We start from the raw sequence: 22,373 nt of genomic DNA, 5'->3' as shown, positions 1-22,373 counted from the left end.
CCCATCCACGGCGTACGGTCCCTATAACAACGTCATATCAATGTTATAGGAGCTCAGACATGACGTCCGTGCAAACCGCCGAAACCGGCAACCCCTATTTGGAGGGCCTGCTGGCGCCGGTGGGCGCCGAGGTGACCGCGACCGAACTGCGCGTCACCGGGCACATCCCGGAGCACCTCGACGGGCGCTATCTGCGCAACGGGCCCAACCCGGCCGAAGAGGTCGACCCGGCCACGTACCACTGGTTCAGCGGCGACGGCATGGTGCACGGCGTGGCGCTGCGCGACGGCCGGGCCCGGTGGTACCGCAACCGCTGGGTGCGCAGCCTGTCGGTGTGCGGCGCCCTGGGCGAGCCGCCACCGGGGCGGCTCGATCCGCGGGCGGGCATGCTCTCGCTGGGCGCCAACACCAACGTGCTGACCCACGCCGGGCGCACGCTGGCGCTCGTCGAGGGCGGGGTGGCCAATTACGAGCTGACCGACGAGCTGGACACCGTCGGGACGTGTGACTTCGACGGCACGCTGGCCGGCGGCTACACCGCTCATCCGCACCGCGACCCGCGCACCGGCGAATTGCACGCCGTCTCTTACTCATTCGCCCGCGGGCGGACCGTGCAGTACTCGGTGATCGACACCCGGGGGCGCGCCCGCCGCACGGTCGACATCGAGGTGTCGGGGTCGCCGATGATGCACGACTTCTCGCTGACCGAGAAATACGTCGTCATCTACGACCTGCCGGTGACTTTCGACCCGGGGCAGGTGCTGCCGGTGACCATGCCCCGCTGGCTGTCGATGCCGGCCCGGCTGGTGATGCAGTCGCTGATCGGACGCGTCAGGGTACCGAGCCCGGTCAACGCGATGATGAACCGGAACCCGAAGCACTCCGACCGGATGCCGTACGCCTGGAACCCGGGCTACCCGGCGCGGATCGGCGTCATGCCCCGCGAGACCGGCGATAACGCCGCCGGAAACGCCCCGGTCCGCTGGTTCGACATCGAGCCCTGCTACGTGTACCACCCGCTCAACGCCTACTCCGAGATGCGGGACGGAGGCGAGGTCTTGGTGCTCGACGTGGTGCGCTATTCGCGGATGTTCGAGCGCGACCGGCGCGGGCCCGGCGAGACGCCGCCGACGCTGGACCGGTGGACCATCAACCTGTCGACCGGCGCGGTGGGCGCCGAATGCCGCGACGATCAGCCGCAGGAATTTCCGCGGATCAACGAGGAGTTGCTGGGCGGGCCGCACCGGTTCGGCTACACCGTCGGGGCGTACTTCTCCGGCGGCGCCTCCGCGCTCTACAAGCACGACTACGCGACCGGCGGCCGCGCGGTCGCGCCGCTGGACCCCGACCTTTTGCTCGGTGAGATGTCCTTCGTGCCCAACCCCGGCTCCCGCTCCGAGGACGACGGGGTCCTGATGGGCTACGGCTATCACCGCGGCCGTGACGAAGGCCGGCTGGTGTTGCTGGACGCCGCGACGCTCGAGTCGGTGGCCACCGTGCACCTGCCGCAGCGGGTGCCGATGGGTTTCCATGGGAACTGGGCGCCCACTGGCTAACGCGCGTTGAATAGAACACCCCCCGCCGGGGGCGGCGGGATCTCGGGTCAGCCAATTTTTGCCAGCTGTCCCATGCAACCCTGATGCCGCGCAGCAAGCGTGCGCTACAGTGACTCATGCCACATAAAAGGGCAGGTGGCGGGCTTGAGCGTCGACGGAAGGATCTCCCATGGGTGTCGCGATTGAAGTGAACGGCCTCACGAAGTCCTTCGGGTCATCCAGGATTTGGGAAGACGTGACGCTAGAGATCCCCGCCGGCGAGGTCAGCGTCCTGCTGGGGCCGTCGGGTACCGGCAAATCGGTGTTCCTGAAGTCCTTGATCGGCCTGCTGCGGCCGGAGCGCGGCTCGGTCGTCATCGACGGCACCGACATCCTGCAGTGCTCGGCCAAGGAGCTCTACGAGATCCGCACGCTGTTCGGCGTGATGTTCCAGGACGGCGCGCTGTTCGGCTCGATGAACCTCTTCGACAACGCCGCCTTCCCGCTGCGCGAGCACACCAAGAAGAAGGAAGGCGAGATCCGTGACATCGTCATGGAGAAGCTGACCATGGTGGGTCTGGGCGGCGACGAGAAGAAGTTCCCCGGCGAGATCTCCGGCGGTATGCGCAAGCGCGCCAGCCTGGCCCGTGCCCTGGTGATGGACCCGCAGATCATCCTCTGCGACGAGCCCGACTCCGGTCTGGACCCCGTTCGCACCGCCTACCTGAGCCAGCTGATCCTCGACATCAACGCCCAGATCGACGCCACCGTCCTGATCGTCACGCACAACATCAACATCGCCCGCACCGTCCCGGACAACATGGGCATGCTCTTCCGCCGCAAGCTCGTCATGTTCGGCCCGCGCGAGGTGCTGCTGACCAGTGACGAGCCGGTCGTGCGGCAGTTCCTCAACGGCCGCCGCATCGGCCCGATCGGCATGTCGGAGGAAAAGGACGAGTCGACCATGGCCGAAGAGCAGGCCGCCCTCGAAGCCGGGCAGCACGCCGGTGGTGTGGAGGAGATCGAGGGGGTGCCGCCGCAGATCGTCGCCTCGCCGGGCATGCCGGAGCGCAAGGCCGTCGCCCGGCGCCAGGCGCGAGTGCGCGAGATCCTGCACACCCTGCCGCAGAAGGCGCAGGCCGCGATCCTCGACGACATGGAGGGAACCCACAAGTACCGGCCGCACGAGGTCGGCGACTAGGAGGCCGGCCCGCGAGTTTCGCGATAACTTCGCGTAACTCGGCGGCCCGCCCTCTTGACGACGGGCCGTAAACGGGTCAGTCTGTTGGGCAGCATGTATCCAGTGGAAAGTCGAGATGCCAGCCAGCGCCGATGTCCCTGGATTGCCTGTGCTGGGCAGTTGAGGAATGCGCGGTCCTACGCTATTGTTGGACGTTGCGCTGGCTACCTCCTGCCCACCTCACCCGCCACTTGACACTGTGGTCTAAGCCTGAGCCCCCTCTAGCGGCTTAGTTCTTTAGTTGTGCGCGTGAGATTCGGACAGATCGTTCGCCGGCCTAACCGACACAATTCGCGGCGAACAGACCGGGTTCCGGTTTTCGTGAGTCGCACGAGGTGCTGGAAGGATGCATCTTGGCTGATTCTCGCCAGAGCAAAACGGATCGCCCACAGAGTTCCTCTAATGGAAGTTCCTTAAACGGCTCCGTGCCCGGGGCGCCCAACCGAGTGTCCTTTGCCAAGCTCCGCGAACCGCTCGAGGTTCCCGGCCTGCTCGACGTGCAGATCGATTCCTTCGATTGGTTGATCGGCTCGCCGCGGTGGCGTGCGGCCGCCGCCGAGCGTGGCGAGCCCCAACCGGTCGGCGGCCTCGAAGAGGTGCTCTATGAGCTCTCGCCGATCGAGGACTTCTCCGGCTCGATGTCGCTGTCGTTCTCCGACCCGCGCTTCGACGAGGTCAAGGCGCCGGTCGAGGAGTGCAAAGACAAGGACATGACGTACGCGGCCCCGCTGTTCGTCACGGCCGAGTTCATCAACAACAACACCGGCGAGATCAAGAGCCAGACGGTGTTCATGGGTGACTTCCCGATGATGACGGAGAAGGGCACCTTCATCATCAACGGCACCGAGCGTGTGGTCGTCAGCCAGCTGGTGCGCTCGCCCGGCGTGTACTTCGACGAGACCATCGACAAGTCCACCGAGAAGCTGCTGCACAGCGTCAAGGTGATCCCCAGCCGCGGTGCGTGGCTGGAGTTCGACGTCGACAAGCGCGACACCGTCGGCGTGCGCATCGACCGCAAGCGCCGCCAGCCGGTCACCGTCCTGCTCAAGGCGCTCGGCTGGACCAACGAGCAGATCCACGAGCGGTTCGGCTTCTCCGAGATCATGATGGGGACGCTGGAAAAGGACAACACCGCCGGCACCGACGAGGCGCTGCTGGACATCTACCGCAAGCTGCGGCCGGGCGAACCGCCGACCAAGGAGTCCGCGCAGACGCTGTTGGAGAACCTGTTCTTCAAGGAGAAGCGCTACGACCTGGCCCGCGTCGGCCGCTACAAGGTCAACAAGAAGCTGGGCCTGCACGCGGGCGAGCCGATCACGTCGTCGACCCTGACCGAGGAAGACGTCGTCGCGACCATCGAGTACCTGGTGCGCCTGCACCACGCCCGTACGGATGGCCAGCCCGCTGTGATGACTGTCCCCGGCGGCATCGAGGTGCCGGTGGAGACCGACGACATCGACCACTTCGGCAACCGCCGGCTGCGCACCGTGGGCGAATTGATCCAGAACCAGATCCGGGTCGGCATGTCCCGGATGGAGCGGGTCGTCCGCGAGCGGATGACCACCCAGGACGTCGAGGCCATCACGCCGCAGACGCTGATCAACATCCGCCCGGTGGTCGCCGCGATCAAGGAGTTCTTCGGCACCAGCCAGCTGTCGCAGTTCATGGACCAGAACAACCCGCTGTCGGGGCTGACCCACAAGCGCCGCCTGTCGGCGCTGGGCCCCGGTGGTCTGTCCCGTGAGCGGGCCGGGCTGGAGGTCCGCGACGTCCACCCGTCGCACTACGGCCGGATGTGCCCGATCGAGACCCCCGAGGGTCCCAACATCGGTCTGATCGGCTCGCTGTCGGTGTACGCCCGGGTCAACCCGTTCGGCTTCATCGAGACGCCCTACCGCAAGGTGGTGGATGGCGTCGTCACCGACGAGATCCACTACCTGACCGCCGACGAGGAGGACCGCCACGTCGTGGCGCAGGCCAACTCGCCGATCGACTCCAGCGGCCGGTTCGTCGAGCCGCGCGTCCTGGTCCGCCGCAAGGCGGGCGAGGTCGAGTACGTGCCGTCGTCCGAGGTGGACTACATGGACGTCTCGCCGCGCCAGATGGTGTCGGTGGCGACCGCGATGATCCCGTTCCTCGAGCACGACGACGCCAACCGTGCCCTGATGGGCGCCAACATGCAGCGCCAGGCGGTTCCGCTGGTCCGCAGCGAGGCGCCGCTGGTGGGCACCGGGATGGAGCTGCGCGCGGCGATCGACGCCGGCGACGTGGTCGTCGCCGACAAGGCCGGCGTGATCGAGGAGGTGTCCGCCGACTACGTCACCGTGATGGCCGACGACGGCACCCGGCAGACCTACCGGATGCGCAAGTTCGAGCGTTCCAACCACGGCACCTGTGCCAACCAGTCGCCGATCGTGGACGCCGGCGACCGGGTCGAGGCCGGCCAGGTGATCGCCGACGGGCCGTGCACCGAGAACGGTGAGATGGCGCTCGGCAAGAACCTGCTCGTGGCGATCATGCCGTGGGAGGGCCACAACTACGAGGACGCGATCATCCTCTCCAACCGCCTGGTTGAGGAGGACGTGCTCACCTCGATCCACATCGAGGAGCACGAGATCGACGCCCGCGACACCAAGCTGGGCGCCGAGGAGATCACCCGGGACATCCCGAACGTCTCCGACGAGGTGCTCGCCGACCTCGACGAGCGCGGCATCGTCCGCATCGGCGCCGAGGTTCGCGACGGCGACATCCTGGTCGGCAAGGTCACCCCGAAGGGTGAGACCGAGCTGACCCCGGAGGAGCGGCTGCTGCGGGCGATCTTCGGTGAGAAGGCCCGCGAGGTCCGCGACACCTCGCTGAAGGTGCCGCACGGCGAGTCCGGCAAGGTCATCGGCATCCGGGTGTTCTCCCGCGAGGACGACGACGAGCTGCCGGCCGGGGTCAACGAGCTGGTCCGCGTGTACGTGGCCCAGAAGCGGAAGATCTCCGACGGCGACAAGCTCGCCGGCCGGCACGGCAACAAGGGCGTGATCGGCAAGATCCTGCCGCAGGAGGACATGCCGTTCCTGCCGGACGGGACCCCGGTGGACATCATCCTGAACACCCACGGTGTGCCCCGACGGATGAACATCGGCCAGATCCTGGAGACCCACCTCGGTTGGGTGGCCAAGTCCGGCTGGAACATCGAGGGTTCACCCGAATGGGCGGCCAACCTCCCCGAGGGTCTGCTGCACGCGCAGCCGAACCAGATCGTGTCGACGCCGGTGTTCGACGGCGCGAAGGAGGAGGAGCTGCAGGGCATGCTGTCGTGCACGCTGCCCAACCGCGACGGCGAGGTCATGGTCGACGGCGACGGCAAGGCGGTGCTCTTCGACGGCCGCAGCGGTGAGCCGTTCCCGTACCCGGTGACGGTCGGCTACATGTACATCATGAAGCTGCACCACCTGGTGGACGACAAGATCCACGCCCGCTCCACCGGCCCGTACTCGATGATCACCCAGCAGCCGCTGGGTGGTAAGGCGCAGTTCGGTGGCCAGCGGTTCGGTGAGATGGAGTGCTGGGCCATGCAGGCCTACGGCGCCGCGTACACGCTGCAGGAGCTGTTGACCATCAAGTCCGACGACACGGTCGGCCGGGTCAAGGTGTACGAGGCGATCGTCAAGGGCGAGAACATCCCGGAGCCGGGCATCCCCGAGTCGTTCAAGGTGCTGCTCAAGGAGCTGCAGTCGCTGTGCCTGAACGTCGAGGTGCTCTCCAGCGACGGCGCGGCGATCGAGCTGCGCGAAGGCGAGGACGAGGACCTGGAGCGGGCCGCGGCCAACCTGGGAATCAACTTGTCCCGCAACGAATCCGCCTCCGTTGAGGATCTTGCTTAATTCAGTTAGTCACTAATCCCGCAAGGGGAAAGGAAGTTACGTGTTAGACGTCAACTTCTTCGATGAACTCCGTATCGGCCTGGCCACCGCGGAGGACATCAGGCAATGGTCGTACGGCGAGGTCAAGAAGCCGGAGACGATCAACTACCGCACGCTCAAGCCGGAGAAGGACGGCCTGTTCTGCGAGAAGATCTTCGGACCGACTCGCGACTGGGAGTGCTACTGCGGCAAGTACAAGCGCGTCCGCTTCAAGGGCATCATCTGTGAGCGCTGCGGCGTCGAGGTGACCCGCGCCAAGGTGCGCCGCGAGCGGATGGGCCACATCGAGCTCGCCGCACCGGTCACCCACATCTGGTACTTCAAGGGTGTGCCGAGCCGGCTCGGTTACCTGCTCGACCTCGCCCCGAAGGATCTCGAGAAGATCATCTACTTCGCGGCGTACGTGATCACGTCGGTCGACGACGAGATGCGGCACAACGAGCTGTCCACGCTCGAGGCCGAAATGATGGTGGAGCGCAAGGCCGTCGAGGACCAGCGCGACGCCGACCTGGAGGCCCGCGCGCAGAAGCTGGAGGCCGACCTGGCCGAGCTGGAGGCCGAGGGAGCCAAGGCCGACGCCCGCCGCAAGGTTCGCGACGGCGGCGAGCGGGAGATGCGTCAGCTCCGCGACCGCGCCCAGCGCGAGCTGGACCGGCTGGAGGACATCTGGAGCACCTTCACCAAGCTGGCCCCCAAGCAGCTGATCGTCGACGAGAACCTCTACCGCGAGCTCGTCGACCGTTACGGCGAGTACTTCACCGGCGCCATGGGCGCGGAGTCGATCCAGAAGCTCATCGAGAACTTCGACATCGACGCCGAGGCCGAGCAGCTGCGTGACGTCATCCGAAACGGCAAGGGGCAGAAGAAGCTTCGCGCGCTGAAGCGGCTGAAGGTGGTCGCCGCCTTCCAGCAGTCGGGCAACTCGCCGATGGGCATGGTGCTCGACGCCGTCCCGGTGATCCCGCCGGAGTTGCGCCCGATGGTGCAGCTGGACGGTGGCCGGTTCGCCACCAGCGACCTGAACGACCTGTACCGCCGGGTGATCAACCGCAACAACCGGCTCAAGAGGCTGATCGATCTCGGCGCGCCGGAGATCATCGTCAACAACGAGAAGCGGATGCTGCAGGAGTCCGTCGACGCGCTGTTCGACAACGGCCGCCGCGGCCGCCCGGTGACCGGGCCGGGCAACCGTCCGCTGAAGTCGCTGTCGGATCTGCTCAAGGGCAAGCAGGGCCGGTTCCGGCAGAACCTGCTCGGTAAGCGCGTCGACTACTCGGGCCGTTCGGTCATCGTGGTCGGCCCGCAGCTCAAGCTGCACCAGTGCGGCCTGCCCAAGCTGATGGCGCTCGAGCTGTTCAAGCCCTTCGTGATGAAGCGGCTCGTCGACCTCAACCACGCGCAGAACATCAAGAGCGCCAAGCGCATGGTGGAACGGCAGCGCCCCCAGGTGTGGGACGTCCTCGAAGAGGTCATCGCCGAGCACCCGGTGCTGCTGAACCGTGCACCCACCCTGCACCGGCTGGGCATCCAGGCCTTCGAGCCGATGCTGGTGGAGGGCAAGGCGATTCAGCTGCACCCGTTGGTGTGTGAGGCGTTCAACGCCGACTTCGACGGTGACCAGATGGCCGTGCACCTGCCGCTGTCCGCCGAGGCGCAGGCCGAGGCGCGCATCCTGATGTTGTCCTCGAACAACATCCTGTCGCCGGCCTCGGGTCGCCCGCTGGCCATGCCGCGACTGGACATGGTGACCGGGTTGTACTTCCTGACCACCGAGGTCGCCGGCGACAAGGGCGAGTACGCACCCGCCGCTAAGGACCAGCCGGAGGTCGGCGTGTACTCCTCGCCGGCCGAGGCGATCATGGCCGCCGACCGCGGCGTGCTGTCGGTGCGGGCCAAGATCAAGGTGCGGCTGACGCAGCTGCGTCCGCCCGCCGAGATCGAGGCCGAGCTGTTCGGTGCCAACGGCTGGCAGCCCGGCGACGCCTGGATGGCCGACACCACCCTGGGCCGGGTGCTGTTCAACGAGCTGCTGCCGCACGGCTACCCGTTCGTGAACAAGCAGATGCACAAGAAGGTGCAGGCCGCCATCATCAACGACCTGGCCGAGCGCTACCCGATGATCGTGGTCGCGCAGACCGTCGACAAGCTCAAGGACGCCGGTTTCTACTGGGCCACCCGCAGCGGTGTCACCGTGTCGATGGCCGACGTGCTGGTTCCCCCGCGCAAGAAGGAGATCCTCGACCACTACGAGGAGCGGGCGGAGAAGGTCGAAAAGCAGTTCCAGCGCGGTGCTTTGAACCATGACGAGCGCAACGAGGCCCTGGTCGAGATCTGGAAGGAAGCCACCGACGAGGTCGGTCAGGCGCTCCGCGAGCACTACCCCGCCGACAACCCGATCATCACGATCGTCGACTCGGGCGCCACGGGTAACTTCACCCAGACCCGGACCCTGGCCGGCATGAAGGGCCTGGTGACCAACCCCAAGGGCGAGTTCATCCCGCGTCCGGTCAAGTCGTCGTTCCGCGAGGGCCTGACCGTGCTGGAGTACTTCATCAACACCCACGGCGCTCGAAAGGGCCTGGCGGACACCGCGTTGCGTACCGCCGACTCCGGGTACCTGACCCGTCGTCTGGTGGACGTGAGCCAGGACGTCATCGTCCGCGAGCACGACTGCGAGACGGAGCGGGGCATCATCGTCGAGCTGGCCGAGCGTCAGCCCGACGGCACCCTGATCCGCGACCCGTACATCGAAACCTCGGCGTACGCGCGGACTTTGGGCGCCGACGCGGTGGACGAGGCCGGTAACGTCGTCGTCGCGCGTGGCGAGGATCTGGGTGACCCGGAGATCGACGCGCTGCTGGCGGCGGGCATCACCCAGGTCAAGGTGCGCTCGGTGCTGACCTGCACCACGGGCACCGGCGTGTGCGCCACCTGCTACGGGCGGTCCATGGCGACCGGAAAGCTGGTCGACATCGGCGAGGCCGTCGGTATCGTCGCGGCCCAGTCCATCGGTGAGCCCGGCACGCAGCTGACCATGCGTACCTTCCACCAGGGTGGTGTCGGTGAGGACATCACCGGCGGTCTGCCCCGGGTGCAGGAGCTGTTCGAGGCCCGGGTGCCCCGCGGCAAGGCGCCGATCGCCGACGTCACCGGGCGGGTGCAGCTGGAGGAGGGTGAGCGCTTCTACAAGATCACCATCGTTCCCGACGACGGGAGCGAGGAGGTCGTGTACGACAAGCTCTCCAAGCGCCAGCGGCTGCGGGTGTTCAAGCACGAGGACGGCTCCGAGCGGGTGCTGTCCGACGGCGACCACGTCGAGGTGGGCCAGCAGCTGATGGAAGGCTCGGCCGACCCGCACGAGGTGCTGCGCGTGCAGGGCCCCCGCGAGGTGCAGATCCACCTGGTCCGCGAGGTCCAGGAGGTCTACCGCGCCCAGGGTGTGTCGATCCACGACAAGCACATCGAGGTGATCGTTCGCCAGATGCTGCGCCGCGTCACCATCATCGACTCGGGCGCGACGGAGTTCCTGCCCGGATCGCTGATCGACCGCGCGGAGTTCGAGGCGGAGAACCGTCGGGTGGTGGCCGAGGGTGGCGAGCCCGCCGCCGGCCGCCCGGTGTTGATGGGTATCACGAAGGCGTCGCTGGCCACCGACTCGTGGCTGTCCGCGGCGTCGTTCCAGGAGACCACGCGAGTGCTGACCGATGCGGCCATCAACTGCCGCAGCGACAAGCTCAACGGTCTGAAGGAGAACGTGATCATCGGAAAGCTGATCCCGGCCGGTACCGGGATCAACCGGTACCGCAACATCCAGGTGCAGCCGACCGAGGAGGCCCGGGCCGCCGCGTACACGATCCCGTCCTACGAGGATCAGTACTACAGCCCGGACTTCGGCCAGGCGACCGGTGCCGCGGTTCCGCTGGACGACTACGGCTACAGCGACTACCGCTAGTCACTCAGGGAAAAAGCCCCCGCCCCGTGCGGGGGCTTTTTCTATGCCGAGCAGACGCAAAGTCGCACGCCGCGGGCTCCCGCAGTGCGATTCTGCGTCTGCTCGCCGCACTAGACTGGGCCGCGTGCTGATCGGTTCACATGTCCGCAATGACGACCCGCTGGCCGCCGCGGAGGCGGACGGCGCCGACGTGGTGCAGTTCTTCCTCAGCAACCCGCAGAGCTGGAAGAAACCGAAGCCCCGGGAGGACGCCGAGGCGCTCAAGGCGTCCGCCGTGCCGCTGTACGTCCATGCCCCGTACCTCATCAACGTGGCATCGGCGAACAACCGGATCCGCATCCCGTCGCGCAAGATCCTGCAGGACACCTGCGACGCCGCGTCGGAGATCGACGCGACGGCGGTGATCGTGCACGGCGGCCACGCCGACGACGACGACATGGAGGCCGGTTTCGAGCGGTGGGTCAAAGCGCTCGACTACCTGGAAACCGACATGCAGGTGTACCTGGAGAACACCGCGGGCGGCGACCACGCGATGGCCCGCCACTTCGACACGATCGGCAGGCTCTGGGACCACATCGGCGACAAGGGGATTGGGTTCTGCCTGGACACCTGCCATGCGTGGGCGGCCGGTGAGCAACTGATCGACGCGGTGGACCGGATCAAGGCGCTGACCGGGCGCATCGACCTGGTGCACTGCAACGACTCGCGGGACGCGGCGGGCTCGGGCGCCGACCGGCACGCCAACTTCGGCACCGGCCAGATCGACCCCGAGTTGCTGGCCGCGGTCGTCAAGGCGGCCGACGCTCCGGTCATCTGCGAGACCGCCGACGAGGGCCGCAAGGACGACATCGCGTTCCTGCGGGAAAAGACCAGCGGCTGAGCCACGGTCGTGCCCGGTCGGCTCGCCACCCTCGTCGGGGTCGTCCTACTGGTCGCGGGCTGTTCGCCGACGCCGCCCTCGGGCTTCGTGACCGGCACCAGTTTGCACCATCTGCGGGCGGGCGGGCACGGCCGCAGCTACCGGCTCTACAAGCCCGCGGGAACACCGAACGCGGCTCCGCTGGTCGTCGTCCTGCACGGCTATTCCGGTAGCGCGAGGCAGGTCGAAAGGGATTACGGCTGGGACCAATTGGCCGATTCGGCCAGATTCGTCGTCGCCTACCCCGACGGACTCGACGGCGCCTGGAACGTCGACGGGGAGTCGTGCTGCGGCCGGCCGGGACGGGAAGGCGTCGACGACATCGCCTTCATCGCCGCGGCGGTGGCCGACATCGCCAAGAACGTCGGCTCCGATCCCGCCCGGGTCTACGTCGCCGGCATGAGCAACGGCGGCATCATGTCCTACACGCTGGCGTGCGCCACCGACATCTTCGCCGCGATCGGCCCGGTGGCCGGCACCCAGCTCAACGGATGCCCGAACCCGCGCCCGGTATCGATCATGCACATCCACGGCACGGCGGACCGGCTGGTGCCCTACAACGGCGGGCAGGGTTTCAGCGTCATCAACGGGCCCCCGGTGCCGAGCGTGAACGCGTTCTGGCGCAACGTCGACCGGTGTACGAGCCCGGCCAGCGCGATCGATGGCCCGATCACCACGTCGACGGCGGAATGCGCCGGCAACCGCGGCGTCACGCTCATCACGATCGACCGGGGCGGCCACGAGTGGCCGGCGTTCGCCAGCCGGGCGCTGTGGGGCTTCTTTCGAGCCCATACCCGCTGACGGACGGGCATTACACCTCTTGTGCAACTGTCGGGAAAATGTAACATGAGGGGATGTCGGATACGCATGTCGTCACCAACCAGGTTCCCCCGCTGGAAAACTACAACCCCGCGACGTCCGCGGTGCTCATGGAGGCCCTGATCCGCGAGGGCGGGGAATGGGGCTCAGAAGAGGTGAACGAGGTGGGGGCGATCGCCGCGGGCCACGAGGCGCAGCGCTGGGGCGAGCTCGCCGACCGCAACCGTCCGATCCTGCACACCCACGACAGGTACGGTCACCGGGTCGACGAGGTCGAGTACGACCCGGCCTACCACGAGCTGATGCGCACGGCGATCGCCGCCGGCATCCACGCCGCGCCGTGGGCCGACGACCGCCCGGGCGCGCATGTGGTGCGTGCCGCGAAGATGTCGGTCTGGAACGTCGAGCCCGGCCACACCTGCCCGATCTCGATGACCTACGCCGTCGTCCCCGCGCTGCGCTATCACCCCGAACTCGCGGCGGTCTACGAGCCGCTGCTCACCAGCCGTGAATACGACCCCGAACTCAAGCTCGCCACCACCAAGCGCGGCATCACCGCCGGCATGTCGATGACCGAGAAGCAGGGCGGGTCCGACGTGCGCGCCGGCACCACGCAGGCGACCCCCAACAGCGACGGCAGCTACCGCCTGACCGGGCACAAGTGGTTCACCTCGGCGCCGATGTGCGACATCTTCCTGGTCCTCGCGCAGGCCCCGGGCGGGCTGTCCTGCTTCCTGCTGCCGCGGATACTGCCCGACGGCACCCGCAACCGCATGTTCCTGCAGCGGCTCAAGGACAAGCTCGGCAACCACGCCAACGCGTCGAGCGAGGTCGAATACGACGGCGCCACCGCGTGGTTGGTGGGCGAGGAGGGCCGCGGAGTGCCCACCATCATCGAGATGGTCAACCTCACCCGGCTGGACTGCACCCTGGGCAGCGCGACCAGCATGCGCACCGGACTGACCCGGGCCATCCACCACGCCCAGCACCGAAAGGCGTTCGGCGCCTACCTGATCGATCAGCCGTTGATGCGCAACGTGCTGGCCGACCTGGCCGTGGAGGCCGAGGCCGCCACCATCGTGGCAATGCGGATGGCCGGCGCCACCGACAAGGCGTTGCGGGGCGACGACCGGGAGGCGCTGCTGCGCCGCATCGGTCTGGCGGCCAGCAAGTACTGGGTGTGCAAGCGCGCCACCCCGCACGCCGCCGAGGCGCTGGAATGCCTGGGCGGAAACGGCTACGTCGAGGACTCGGGCATGCCGCGGCTGTTCCGTGAGGCGCCGCTGATGGGCATCTGGGAGGGCTCGGGCAACGTCAGCGCGCTGGACACGTTGCGCGCCATGGCCACCCGGCCCGAATGCGTCGAGGTGCTGTTCGACGAGCTGGCCGAAAGCGCCGGCGCCGACCCGCGACTGGGCGCGCACGTCGAACGGCTGCGGCGCGACCTGACCGACCTGGACACCATCGCGCACCGGGCCCGCAAGGTCGCCGAGGACATCTGTCTGGCGCTGCAGGGATCGCTGCTGGTGCGCCACGGCCACCCCGCCGTCGCCGAGGCCTTCCTGACCACCCGGCTCGACGGGCAGTGGGGCGGCGCCTACGGCACCATGCCCGTCGGGCTGGACCTGGCCCCGATCCTCGAGCGCGCCCTGGTCAAGGGATGACGCACGCGATCAGGCCGGTCGACTTCGACAACCTCAAGACGATGACCTACGAGGTCACCGATCGGGTTGCCCGGATCACCTTCAACCGGCCGGAGAAGGGCAACGCGATCGTCGCGGACACCCCGCTGGAGCTCTCGGCCCTGGTGGAGCGCGCCGACCTCGACCCGAAAGTGCACGTCATCCTGGTCTCGGGCCGCGGGGAGGGGTTCTGCGCGGGGTTCGACCTGTCCGCCTATGCCGACCGCACCGGGTCGGCCGGCGGGACCGGCGCCTATCGGGACACGGTGCTGGACGGAAAAACCCAGGCGGTCAACCACTTACCGAATCAGCCGTGGGATCCGATGATCGACTACCAGATGATGAGCCGGTTCGTGCGCGGCTTCTCCAGCCTGATGCACGCCGACAAACCGACGGTGGTCAAGATCCACGGCTACTGCGTGGCCGGCGGCACCGACATCGCGCTGCACGCCGACCAGGTGATCGCCGCCGCCGATGCCAAGATCGGCTACCCGCCTGCGCGGGTGTGGGGCGTCCCGGCGGCGGGGTTGTGGGCGCACCGGCTCGGCGACCAGCGCGCCAAGCGCCTGCTGTTCACCGGCGATTGCATCACCGGCGCGCAGGCCGCCGAATGGGGCCTGGCGGTCGAGGCGCCGGACCCGGCCGACCTCGACGAGCGCACCGAGCGGCTCGTGCAACGCATCGCCGCGGTGCCCGTCAACCAGCTGATCATGGTCAAGCTGGCACTGAATTCGGCTCTGCTGCAACAGGGTGTGGCCACCAGCAGGATGGTCAGCACCGTGTTCGACGGGGTCGCGCGGCACACCCCGGAGGGCCACGCCTTCGTCGCCGACGCCACCGAGCACGGCTTCCGCGACGCGGTGCGGCATCGCGACGAGCCCTTCGGCGACTACGGCCGCCGGGCGTCACAGGTATAGCCATGCCCACCATGACGGCCCGGTCGGTGGTGCTCAGCGTGCTGCTGGGGGCCCACCCGGCGTGTGCCAGCGCGAGTGAATTAATAAGGCTTACTTCCGATTTCGGGATCAAGGAGACCACCCTGCGGGTGGCGCTGACCCGCATGGTCGGCGCCGGCGACCTGATCCGCTCCGCGGACGGCTACCGGCTCTCGGACCGGCTGCTGGCCCGCCAGCGGCGGCAGGACGACGCCATCGACCCGCGGCTGCGAACGTGGCGCGGGGACTGGGTCACGCTGATCGTGACCAGCGTGGGCGGCGACGCGCGCACCCGGGCCGCACTGCGGACCGCTCTGCACGCCAAGCGCTTCGGTGAGCTGCGCGAAGGCGTCTGGATGCGGCCGGACAACCTGGAGTTCGACCTGGACCCCGAGATCGATGCCCGGGTCCGGGTCCTGCGGGCCCGCGACGACGACCCGGCCGGGCTGGCCGCCCAGCTGTGGGACCTGCCCGCTTGGGCGCGCGCCGGCCGGGAGTTGCTCGACGCGATGGCCGCCGCGCGCGACATTCCGGGACGTTTCGTGGTGGCGGCGGCCACGGTGCGACACCTGCTCACCGACCCGGTGCTGCCCGACGAACTGCTGCCGGGCGACTGGCCCGGCGCCCGGCTGCGTGCGGCCTACCACGACTTCGCCACCGAGCTGCTCGAGCGGCGGGAACCACTATTTGCGGAGGCACAATGAGCGATCCGGTGCGTATCGAGCGCAATGGCCCGGTGACGACCGTCATCTTGAACCGGCCGGCGGCGCGCAACGCGGTCAACGGCCCCACCGCCGCCGCGCTGTACGCGGCATTCGACGAATTCGACCGTGACGAGACGGCATCCGTCGCGGTGTTGTGGGGGGACGGTGGAACCTTTTGCGCCGGAGCCGATTTGAAGGCCTTCGGTACACCCGACGCGAACGCCGTGCACCGGACCGGCCCCGGGCCGATGGGCCCCACCCGAATGGTGTTGTCCAAACCCGTGATCGCCGCGGTGAGCGGCTACGCCGTCGCAGGAGGCCTGGAGCTGGCCATCTGGTGTGACCTGCGGGTGGCCGAGGAGGACGCCGTGTTCGGGGTGTTCTGCCGGCGGTGGGGGGTGCCGCTGATCGACGGCGGCACCGTGCGGCTGCCGCGGCTGATCGGGCACAGCCGCGCGATGGACATGATTCTCACCGGCCGCGGTGTCAGGGCCGATGAGGCGCTCGCGATGGGGCTGGCCAACCGCGTCGTGCCCACCGGTCAGGCGCGACAGGCGGCCGAGGAGCTGGCGGCGCAGCTGGCCGCGCTGCCGCAGCAGTGCCTGCGATCGGACCGGCTTTCGGCGTTAAATCAATGGGGCGCAACGGAATCCGAGGCGATCGACTTCGAGTTCGCCAGCATCTCCCGCGTCGCCGCCGAGGCGAACGAGGGGGCCGGACGGTTCGCCGCGGGCGCCGGCCGGCACGGCGCGCCCGCGGGCTAGCCAACCCCTGGGCGCAGGGCCTACGGCGCGAGCCGCACCCTGCCGGGCGGCATGGGTGGTGACTCCGGACCGGCGCCACCACCGCCGGGAGGGCCCCCCGGCTGGGGGTTACCGGGCTCCTGTTGCGGTCCCGATGGCGGCGGCTGCGCCGGCAGCGGTCGTTGCGGCGGAGACGGGGTCGTGACCGGCCGGGGTGGCGTCATGATCTGGGCCGTCGGCGGCGGCGGGGGAGGAAGCTGCGGTGGGTCGGGCTCGCCGGTTTCCCCCGTGGGGAACGGTCCCCGCACCAAGCTGATCGCCCGAAAGGCGGCGGAGTGCGTGTCCACGGTGCTCCGCTGCGACGGTGCGCTCGAGCCGGGCACGGGATTGGCCATGGATTGCAGGGCAGCGATCTTGGGTTGATTGTTCGGGCAGTAGGCCTCGACCGAGGCGGAGATGAATCGGGCGACGGTGCGCATGACGCGGTCCGGAGGGTACGGGCCGCTGGCCGCGTTGGCGTTGAACGCCCGTCGCTTCATGTCGTCGACCACGCCGTCGGCCGTCATCCCGCCATCGAGTTGGCGACAAATCCTATGGGCCGTGGCGATGAGGCTCGGCACGTTCTCGAGGGCGGGGATGCCCTTTTGATCGAGCAGGGCCACGAACTGGTCGTCGGGGTTGGGGTCGGCCGCCGCCGCGGGAAGCATGACGGCGCCGGTCAGTACCACAAAGGCCGTCACCAGCGCGCCGGCGCGGTTGGTGGTACTGGGGAACATGGCTGGATCCGTTCTGCTGGCACGATCATATGCCCCGGCCATCCCCGCAGCATCTCGGCGAAAACCGATGCCGGCGAACGACTACCGGTCAGCCGCCCTTGGTGATGGTGTTGCCCGAACCGAGGTTGTCGACCTTGGGCTCACCGTCCTTGTAGGTGATGGTGTTGTTGAGCCCCACCACGGTGATGCGGGTGTCGACCTTGTCCAGGGTGATCTTGTTGTTGGTGCCGCCGACGGTCACGGTCGCGCAGTCTCCGGTGACGGTCAGGGTGTTCTCCGAGCCGCCCACGTTCAGCGACTTGCCGCTGGCGCAGTCGAGCGTCGTGGTGGTGCCCATCGAGCCGTAGTTGAGTGTGTTGCCGATCTCCACCGACGCGGTGGTGCTCGCCCCGCCCGACTCTGTCGTCGGCGCCGCCCCGGCGCTCGTCGTCGCGGTAGTGCTCTTCGTCGTCGTGGTCGATCCCGCGGGCGGATTGGCCGTCGAACTGCAGCCGGCCACCGTGACGGCGGCGACGGCCGAGGCCACGGCGAGTGCGATCAGCCCCGCGGGGCGGTCAAAGATGTGGGCGGACAATGTTCCTCGATTCCCCTCGATTTGAATGGCCTGTTCGCCTGGATGGCGGTGCGGGGGTCCGGCTCAGCCGGGCACCTGCTGGAGCCGGTTGGTCATGCCGAGCTCGCGGCCGCGGTCCCAGATGAACGGCGTGCCGCTGTGGTAGAACACCGTCTGGTCGTAGCCGTAGACGGTGATGTCGTGCGAGACCGAGTCGGCGACGACGGTGTTGGACGATCCCATCACCGTCACCGCGTAGCAGTTGCCCAGCGCCGTCACGTTGTTACGGGTGCCGTTGACCAGCAGGGTGGCGTCGTTGCAGTCCAGCGTCTGCTCGATGCCCTCCCCGATCACGTGGGTGTCGCCATTCTTGGCGTGCGCGGCGGGGGCGGGAATGGCGGCGACGGTGATGATGCAGGTTGCCAACGACCCGGCGGCGGTTGTCCAGTTCACTGCGGGCCCCCTTTGTGACGGGTGGATCTGCTCGATGAGATTACGTCCATCCGGCCATGGCTGAAACAGTTTCGTGCCCGGCGTCAACTAGAGTCATTAGTTAAGCACCCCGATGAACGCAAGCGAAGGGCCCCGCCATGGCAGCTCAGCCGGAAACGCCCGCGGCGGCCGGGCGCCCGCGCGCGGGGAGAACGGGCTCGCGCCCAGCCAAGCTGAGCCGCGACGGCATCATCGACGGCGCGCTCACCTTCCTGGACCGCGAGGGCTGGGATGCCCTCACCATCAACGCGCTGGCGACCCAACTCGGCACCAAGGGTCCGTCGCTGTACAACCACGTGGACAGCCTGGAGGATCTGCGCCGCGCCGTGCGGATCCGCGTCATCGACGACATCATCACGATGCTGAACAGGGTCGGCGAGGGTCGTGCCCGCGACGACGCGGTGCTGGTCATGGCGGGCGCGTACCGCAGCTACGCCCACCACCATCCCGGCCGGTACTCGGCGTTCACCCGGATGCCGCTGGGCGGTGACGACCCCGAGTACACGGCCGCGACGCGGGGAGCGGCCGCGCCGGTGATCTCGGTGCTGTCCTCCTATGGTCTCGACGGCGAGGAGGCCTTCCACGCGTCGCTGGAGTTCTGGTCCGCGCTGCACGGCTTCGTGCTGCTGGAGATGACCGGTGTCATGGACGACATCGACACCGACGCGCTGTTCTCGGACATGGTGCTGCGCCTGGCGGCCGGCCTCGAGCGGCGCGTCGCGCACAACGGCGCCAGGTCCTAACCCGATGGTGGCGACCCGCTTCGCCCGGCTGCGCCGCGCTCGCGATCGCCACGAGCCGCCGCTTTGACCTGCGAGACCGGCGCCGGGTATTGTGGAGGCTCGTGCCTGGCGGCTTACGGCGCCTAACCGTAAGGAAGTGGATGCCGGGCGAATTCGCATGTCTACGACGCATCGGATCTTCTTCGGGTGCGCAGCGCGTGCGACACACCCGGCCGCGGGGTAGTGCGGCGGGGCATAACTGCAGTACGAAGACTTGAGAACAGCCGACAGACACCGAACACGAACACAGAAAGCGTCCTAGATGCCAACGATTCAGCAGCTGGTCCGCAAGGGTCGCCGCGACAAGGTCGCCAAGGTCAAGACCGCGGCCCTGAAGGGCAGCCCGCAGCGCCGTGGCGTATGCACCCGCGTGTACACCACCACCCCGAAGAAGCCGAACTCGGCGCTTCGGAAGGTCGCGCGCGTGAAGCTGACCAGCCAGGTCGAGGTCACCGCCTACATCCCGGGCGAGGGCCACAACCTGCAGGAGCACTCGATGGTGTTGGTCCGCGGTGGCCGAGTCAAGGACCTGCCCGGTGTGCGGTACAAGATCATTCGCGGTTCGCTGGACACCCAGGGCGTCAAGAACCGCAAGCAGGCTCGCAGCCGTTACGGCGCAAAGAAGGAGAAGAGCTGATGCCGCGCAAGGGGCCCGCGCCGAAGCGTCCGTTGGTCAACGACCCCGTATACGGGTCGCAGCTGGTCACCCAGCTGGTGAACAAAGTTCTCCTGCAAGGGAAGAAATCGCTGGCCGAGCGCATTGTTTATGGAGCGCTCGAGAATGCCCGGGACAAGACCGGCACCGATCCCGTGATCACGCTCAAGCGTGCCCTCGACAACGTCAAGCCCGCGCTGGAGGTGCGCAGTCGCCGCGTCGGCGGTGCGACCTACCAGGTGCCGGTCGAGGTCCGTCCGGACCGGTCCACCACGCTGGCCCTGCGCTGGCTGGTCAGCTTCTCGCGGCAGCGCCGGGAGAAGACGATGGTCGAGCGGCTGGCGAACGAGATCCTGGACGCCAGCAACGGCCTGGGAGCCTCCGTCAAGCGGCGTGAGGACACCCACAAGATGGCCGAGGCCAACCGCGCGTTCGCGCACTATCGCTGGTAGAGGCGGCGCCGGGCGCCAAATTGGCATAGTGGCCGGACGCAACCAAGACAGCAACCAAGCAATCGAAAGAGTGGGAAGACTTCTGTGGCACAGAAGGACGTGCTGACCGACCTGACCAAGGTCCGCAACATCGGCATCATGGCGCACATCGACGCCGGCAAGACGACGACGACCGAGCGCATCCTCTACTACACCGGTATCAGCTACAAGATCGGTGAGGTCCACGACGGCGCCGCCACCATGGACTGGATGGAGCAGGAGCAGGAGCGGGGGATCACCATCACCTCCGCGGCCACCACCTGCTTCTGGAATGACAACCAGATCAACATCATCGACACCCCCGGGCACGTCGATTTCACCGTCGAGGTGGAGCGCAGCCTGCGCGTGCTCGACGGCGCCGTCGCCGTCTTCGACGGCAAGGAGGGCGTCGAGCCGCAGTCCGAGCAGGTGTGGCGCCAGGCCGACAAGTACGACGTCCCGCGGATCTGCTTCGTCAACAAGATGGACAAGATCGGCGCCGACTTCTACTTCTCGGTGAAGACCATGGAGGAGCGGCTGGGCGCCAACGTCATCCCGATCCAGCTGCCCGTCGGCTCCGAAGGTGACTTCGAGGGCGTCGTCGACCTGGTCGAGATGAAGGCCAAGGTGTGGAGCGCGGAGGCCAAGCTCGGCGAGAAGTACGACGTCGTCGACATCCCCGCCGACCTGCAGGAGAAGGCCGACGAGTACCGCACCAAGCTGCTCGAGGCCGTCGCCGAGACCGACGAGGCGCTGCTGGAGAAGTACCTCGGCGGCGAGGAGCTCACCGTCGAGGAGATCAAGGGCGCGATCCGCAAGCTGACCATCAGCTCGGAGGCCTACCCGGTGCTGTGCGGCAGCGCCTTCAAGAACAAGGGCGTGCAGCCGATGCTGGACGCGGTCATCGACTACCTGCCCTCGCCGTTGGACGTGCCGCCCGCCGAAGGCCACGTGCCCGGCAAGGAAGACGAGCTGATCACGCGCAAGCCGTCCACCGACGAGCCGTTCTCGGCGCTGGCGTTCAAGGTCGCCACCCACCCGTTCTTCGGCAAGCTGACCTACGTCCGGGTGTACTCGGGCAAGGTCGACTCCGGCAGCCAGGTCATCAACTCCACGAAGGGCAAGAAGGAGCGGCTGGGCAAGCTGTTCCAGATGCACTCCAACAAGGAGAACCCGGTGGAGACGGCTTCGGCCGGCCACATCTACGCGGTGATCGGGCTGAAGGACACCACCACCGGCGACACCCTGAGTGACCCGAACCAGCAGATCGTGCTCGAGTCCATGACGTTCCCCGACCCGGTCATCGAGGTCGCGATCGAGCCCAAGACCAAGAGCGACCAGGAGAAGCTGTCGCTGTCGATCCAGAAGCTCGCCGAGGAGGACCCGACGTTCAAGGTGCACCTGGACCAGGAGACCGGCCAGACCGTGATCGGCGGGATGGGCGAGCTGCACCTGGACATCCTGGTGGACCGCATGCGCCGCGAGTTCAAGGTCGAGGCCAACGTCGGTAAGCCGCAGGTGGCCTACAAGGAGACCATCAAGCGGGCCGCGAACAACGTCGAGTTCACCCACAAGAAGCAGACGGGCGGCTCGGGCCAGTTCGCGAAGGTGATCATCAACCTCGAGCCGTTCACCGGCGAGGACGGTGCCACCTACGAGTTCGAGAACAAGGTCACCGGTGGCCGCATCCCACGGGAGTACATCCCGTCGGTGGACGCGGGCGCGCAGGACGCGATGCAGTACGGCGTGCTGGCCGGCTACCCGCTGGTGAACCTCAAGGTCACGCTGCTCGACGGCGCCTTCCACGAGGTCGACTCGTCGGAGATGGCGTTCAAGATCGCCGGTTCGCAGGTGCTGAAAAAGGCTGCCGCGCAAGCACAGCCGGTGATCCTGGAACCGATCATGGCCGTCGAGGTCACCACGCCCGAGGATTACATGGGCGACGTGATCGGGGACCTGAACTCCCGCCGTGGCCAGATCCAGGCCATGGAGGAGCGGAGCGGTGCACGCGTCGTCAGGGCGCACGTGCCGCTGTCGGAGATGTTCGGCTACGTGGGCGACCTGAGGTCCAAGACCCAAGGCCGGGCGAACTACTCCATGGTGTTCGACTCGTACGCCGAAGTGCCGGCGAACGTGTCGAAGGAGATCATCGCGAAGGCGACGGGTCAGTAAACATCTGCTCGGAGTAATCTTGCCGGGTCA

Annotated in this window: 17 protein-coding genes; 14 read left to right on the top strand and 3 right to left on the bottom strand. The window is 67.7% G+C overall.

Going from position 1 to position 22,373, the window contains the following annotated elements:
- Positions 1-59: 59 nt before the first annotated feature.
- From AWC03_RS11210 to AWC03_RS11165, 10 genes are all read left to right on the top strand, one after another.
- On the top strand, positions 60-1,556 hold the full coding sequence (locus tag AWC03_RS11210) for a carotenoid oxygenase family protein (protein ID WP_085240547.1): 1,497 nt from the start codon (positions 60-62) through the stop codon (positions 1,554-1,556).
- Between the two features lie 169 nt (positions 1,557-1,725).
- Complete coding sequence (locus AWC03_RS11205) at positions 1,726-2,736, top strand: ABC transporter ATP-binding protein (protein WP_068061608.1); 1,011 nt, start codon at positions 1,726-1,728, stop codon at positions 2,734-2,736.
- Positions 2,737-3,128: 392 nt separating this feature from the next.
- Positions 3,129-6,650, top strand: a complete 3,522-nt coding sequence (gene rpoB / locus AWC03_RS11200; protein WP_090421541.1) for a DNA-directed RNA polymerase subunit beta — start codon at positions 3,129-3,131, stop codon at positions 6,648-6,650.
- A gap of 40 nt (positions 6,651-6,690) precedes the next feature.
- Entirely contained in the window at positions 6,691-10,641 is a 3,951-nt protein-coding gene (locus AWC03_RS11195) for a DNA-directed RNA polymerase subunit beta' (protein WP_085240545.1), read from the top strand.
- A 124-nt stretch (positions 10,642-10,765) separates the two neighbouring features.
- Entirely contained in the window at positions 10,766-11,521 is a 756-nt protein-coding gene (locus tag AWC03_RS11190; RefSeq protein ID WP_085240544.1) for a deoxyribonuclease IV, read from the top strand.
- 9 nt (positions 11,522-11,530) lie between these two features.
- Positions 11,531-12,361 carry an extracellular catalytic domain type 1 short-chain-length polyhydroxyalkanoate depolymerase gene (locus AWC03_RS11185; protein WP_085240543.1) on the top strand — a complete coding sequence of 277 codons (831 nt, stop codon included), beginning with the start codon at positions 11,531-11,533 and terminating at the stop codon, positions 12,359-12,361.
- Between the two features lie 53 nt (positions 12,362-12,414).
- Complete coding sequence (locus AWC03_RS11180; protein WP_085240542.1) at positions 12,415-14,043, top strand: acyl-CoA dehydrogenase family protein; 1,629 nt, start codon at positions 12,415-12,417, stop codon at positions 14,041-14,043.
- Positions 14,040-14,978 carry a crotonase/enoyl-CoA hydratase family protein gene (locus tag AWC03_RS11175; RefSeq protein ID WP_085240541.1) on the top strand — a complete coding sequence of 313 codons (939 nt, stop codon included), beginning with the start codon at positions 14,040-14,042 and terminating at the stop codon, positions 14,976-14,978. The genes AWC03_RS11180 and AWC03_RS11175 overlap by 4 nt, the downstream gene beginning before the upstream one ends.
- Before the next feature lie 2 nt (positions 14,979-14,980).
- The gene (locus tag AWC03_RS11170) at positions 14,981-15,700 is read left to right on the top strand and encodes a PaaX family transcriptional regulator C-terminal domain-containing protein (RefSeq protein ID WP_085240540.1); all 720 of its coding nucleotides are present in this window, start codon (positions 14,981-14,983) and stop codon (positions 15,698-15,700) included.
- A complete protein-coding gene (locus AWC03_RS11165) occupies positions 15,697-16,464 on the top strand; it encodes a crotonase/enoyl-CoA hydratase family protein (protein WP_085240539.1) in 768 nt (255 codons plus the stop codon). The genes AWC03_RS11170 and AWC03_RS11165 overlap by 4 nt, the downstream gene beginning before the upstream one ends.
- 20 nt (positions 16,465-16,484) lie before the next feature.
- Here AWC03_RS11165 and AWC03_RS11160 read toward each other — a convergent pair whose 3' ends face one another.
- From AWC03_RS11160 to AWC03_RS11150, 3 genes are all read right to left on the bottom strand, one after another.
- Entirely contained in the window at positions 16,485-17,219 is a 735-nt protein-coding gene (locus AWC03_RS11160) for a DUF732 domain-containing protein (RefSeq protein WP_085240538.1), read from the bottom strand.
- Positions 17,220-17,307: 88 nt separating this feature from the next.
- Positions 17,308-17,793 carry a DUF3060 domain-containing protein gene (locus tag AWC03_RS11155; RefSeq protein ID WP_420845663.1) on the bottom strand — a complete coding sequence of 162 codons (486 nt, stop codon included), beginning with the start codon at positions 17,791-17,793 and terminating at the stop codon, positions 17,308-17,310.
- A 63-nt stretch (positions 17,794-17,856) separates the two neighbouring features.
- Entirely contained in the window at positions 17,857-18,225 is a 369-nt protein-coding gene (locus AWC03_RS11150; protein WP_085240537.1) for a DUF3060 domain-containing protein, read from the bottom strand.
- Positions 18,226-18,362: 137 nt separating this feature from the next.
- Between AWC03_RS11150 and AWC03_RS11145 the strand changes: the two genes are divergently transcribed.
- The 4 genes from AWC03_RS11145 (at position 18,363) to fusA (ending at position 22,343) form a co-directional block, all read left to right on the top strand.
- The gene (locus AWC03_RS11145) at positions 18,363-19,007 is read left to right on the top strand and encodes a TetR/AcrR family transcriptional regulator (RefSeq protein WP_085240536.1); all 645 of its coding nucleotides are present in this window, start codon (positions 18,363-18,365) and stop codon (positions 19,005-19,007) included.
- A 301-nt stretch (positions 19,008-19,308) separates the two neighbouring features.
- Positions 19,309-19,683, top strand: coding sequence for a 30S ribosomal protein S12 (gene rpsL / locus AWC03_RS11140; RefSeq protein WP_007767794.1), 375 nt, complete (start codon positions 19,309-19,311; stop codon positions 19,681-19,683).
- On the top strand, positions 19,683-20,153 hold the full coding sequence (rpsG, locus tag AWC03_RS11135; protein WP_007167813.1) for a 30S ribosomal protein S7: 471 nt from the start codon (positions 19,683-19,685) through the stop codon (positions 20,151-20,153). Before rpsL ends, rpsG begins: the two co-directional genes overlap by 1 nt.
- A gap of 84 nt (positions 20,154-20,237) precedes the next feature.
- On the top strand, positions 20,238-22,343 hold the full coding sequence (gene fusA, locus AWC03_RS11130) for an elongation factor G (RefSeq protein ID WP_085240535.1): 2,106 nt from the start codon (positions 20,238-20,240) through the stop codon (positions 22,341-22,343).
- Positions 22,344-22,373: the final 30 nt, after the last annotated feature.

Source organism: Mycobacterium europaeum, from assembly GCF_002102155.1.
GTDB classification, from domain to species: domain Bacteria; phylum Actinomycetota; class Actinomycetes; order Mycobacteriales; family Mycobacteriaceae; genus Mycobacterium; species Mycobacterium europaeum.
This window is presented reverse-complemented; position numbering and strand designations above follow the sequence as displayed.

Bases quoted from the DNA above. Each gene is read 5' to 3' on its own strand.
- AWC03_RS11210 (WP_085240547.1), top strand. From the start codon at position 60: ATGACGTCCGTGCAAACCGCCGAAACCGGCAACCCCTATTTGGAGGGC.
- AWC03_RS11205 (WP_068061608.1), top strand. From the start codon at position 1,726: ATGGGTGTCGCGATTGAAGTGAACGGCCTCACGAAGTCCTTCGGGTCA.
- AWC03_RS11180 (WP_085240542.1), top strand. From the start codon at position 12,415: ATGTCGGATACGCATGTCGTCACCAACCAGGTTCCCCCGCTGGAAAAC.
- AWC03_RS11175 (WP_085240541.1), top strand. From the start codon at position 14,040: ATGACGCACGCGATCAGGCCGGTCGACTTCGACAACCTCAAGACGATG.
- AWC03_RS11170 (WP_085240540.1), top strand. From the start codon at position 14,981: ATGCCCACCATGACGGCCCGGTCGGTGGTGCTCAGCGTGCTGCTGGGG.
- AWC03_RS11165 (WP_085240539.1), top strand. From the start codon at position 15,697: ATGAGCGATCCGGTGCGTATCGAGCGCAATGGCCCGGTGACGACCGTC.
- AWC03_RS11160 (WP_085240538.1), bottom strand. From the start codon at position 17,219: ATGTTCCCCAGTACCACCAACCGCGCCGGCGCGCTGGTGACGGCCTTT.
- AWC03_RS11145 (WP_085240536.1), top strand. From the start codon at position 18,363: ATGGCAGCTCAGCCGGAAACGCCCGCGGCGGCCGGGCGCCCGCGCGCG.
- rpsL (WP_007767794.1), top strand. From the start codon at position 19,309: ATGCCAACGATTCAGCAGCTGGTCCGCAAGGGTCGCCGCGACAAGGTC.
- rpsG (WP_007167813.1), top strand. From the start codon at position 19,683: ATGCCGCGCAAGGGGCCCGCGCCGAAGCGTCCGTTGGTCAACGACCCC.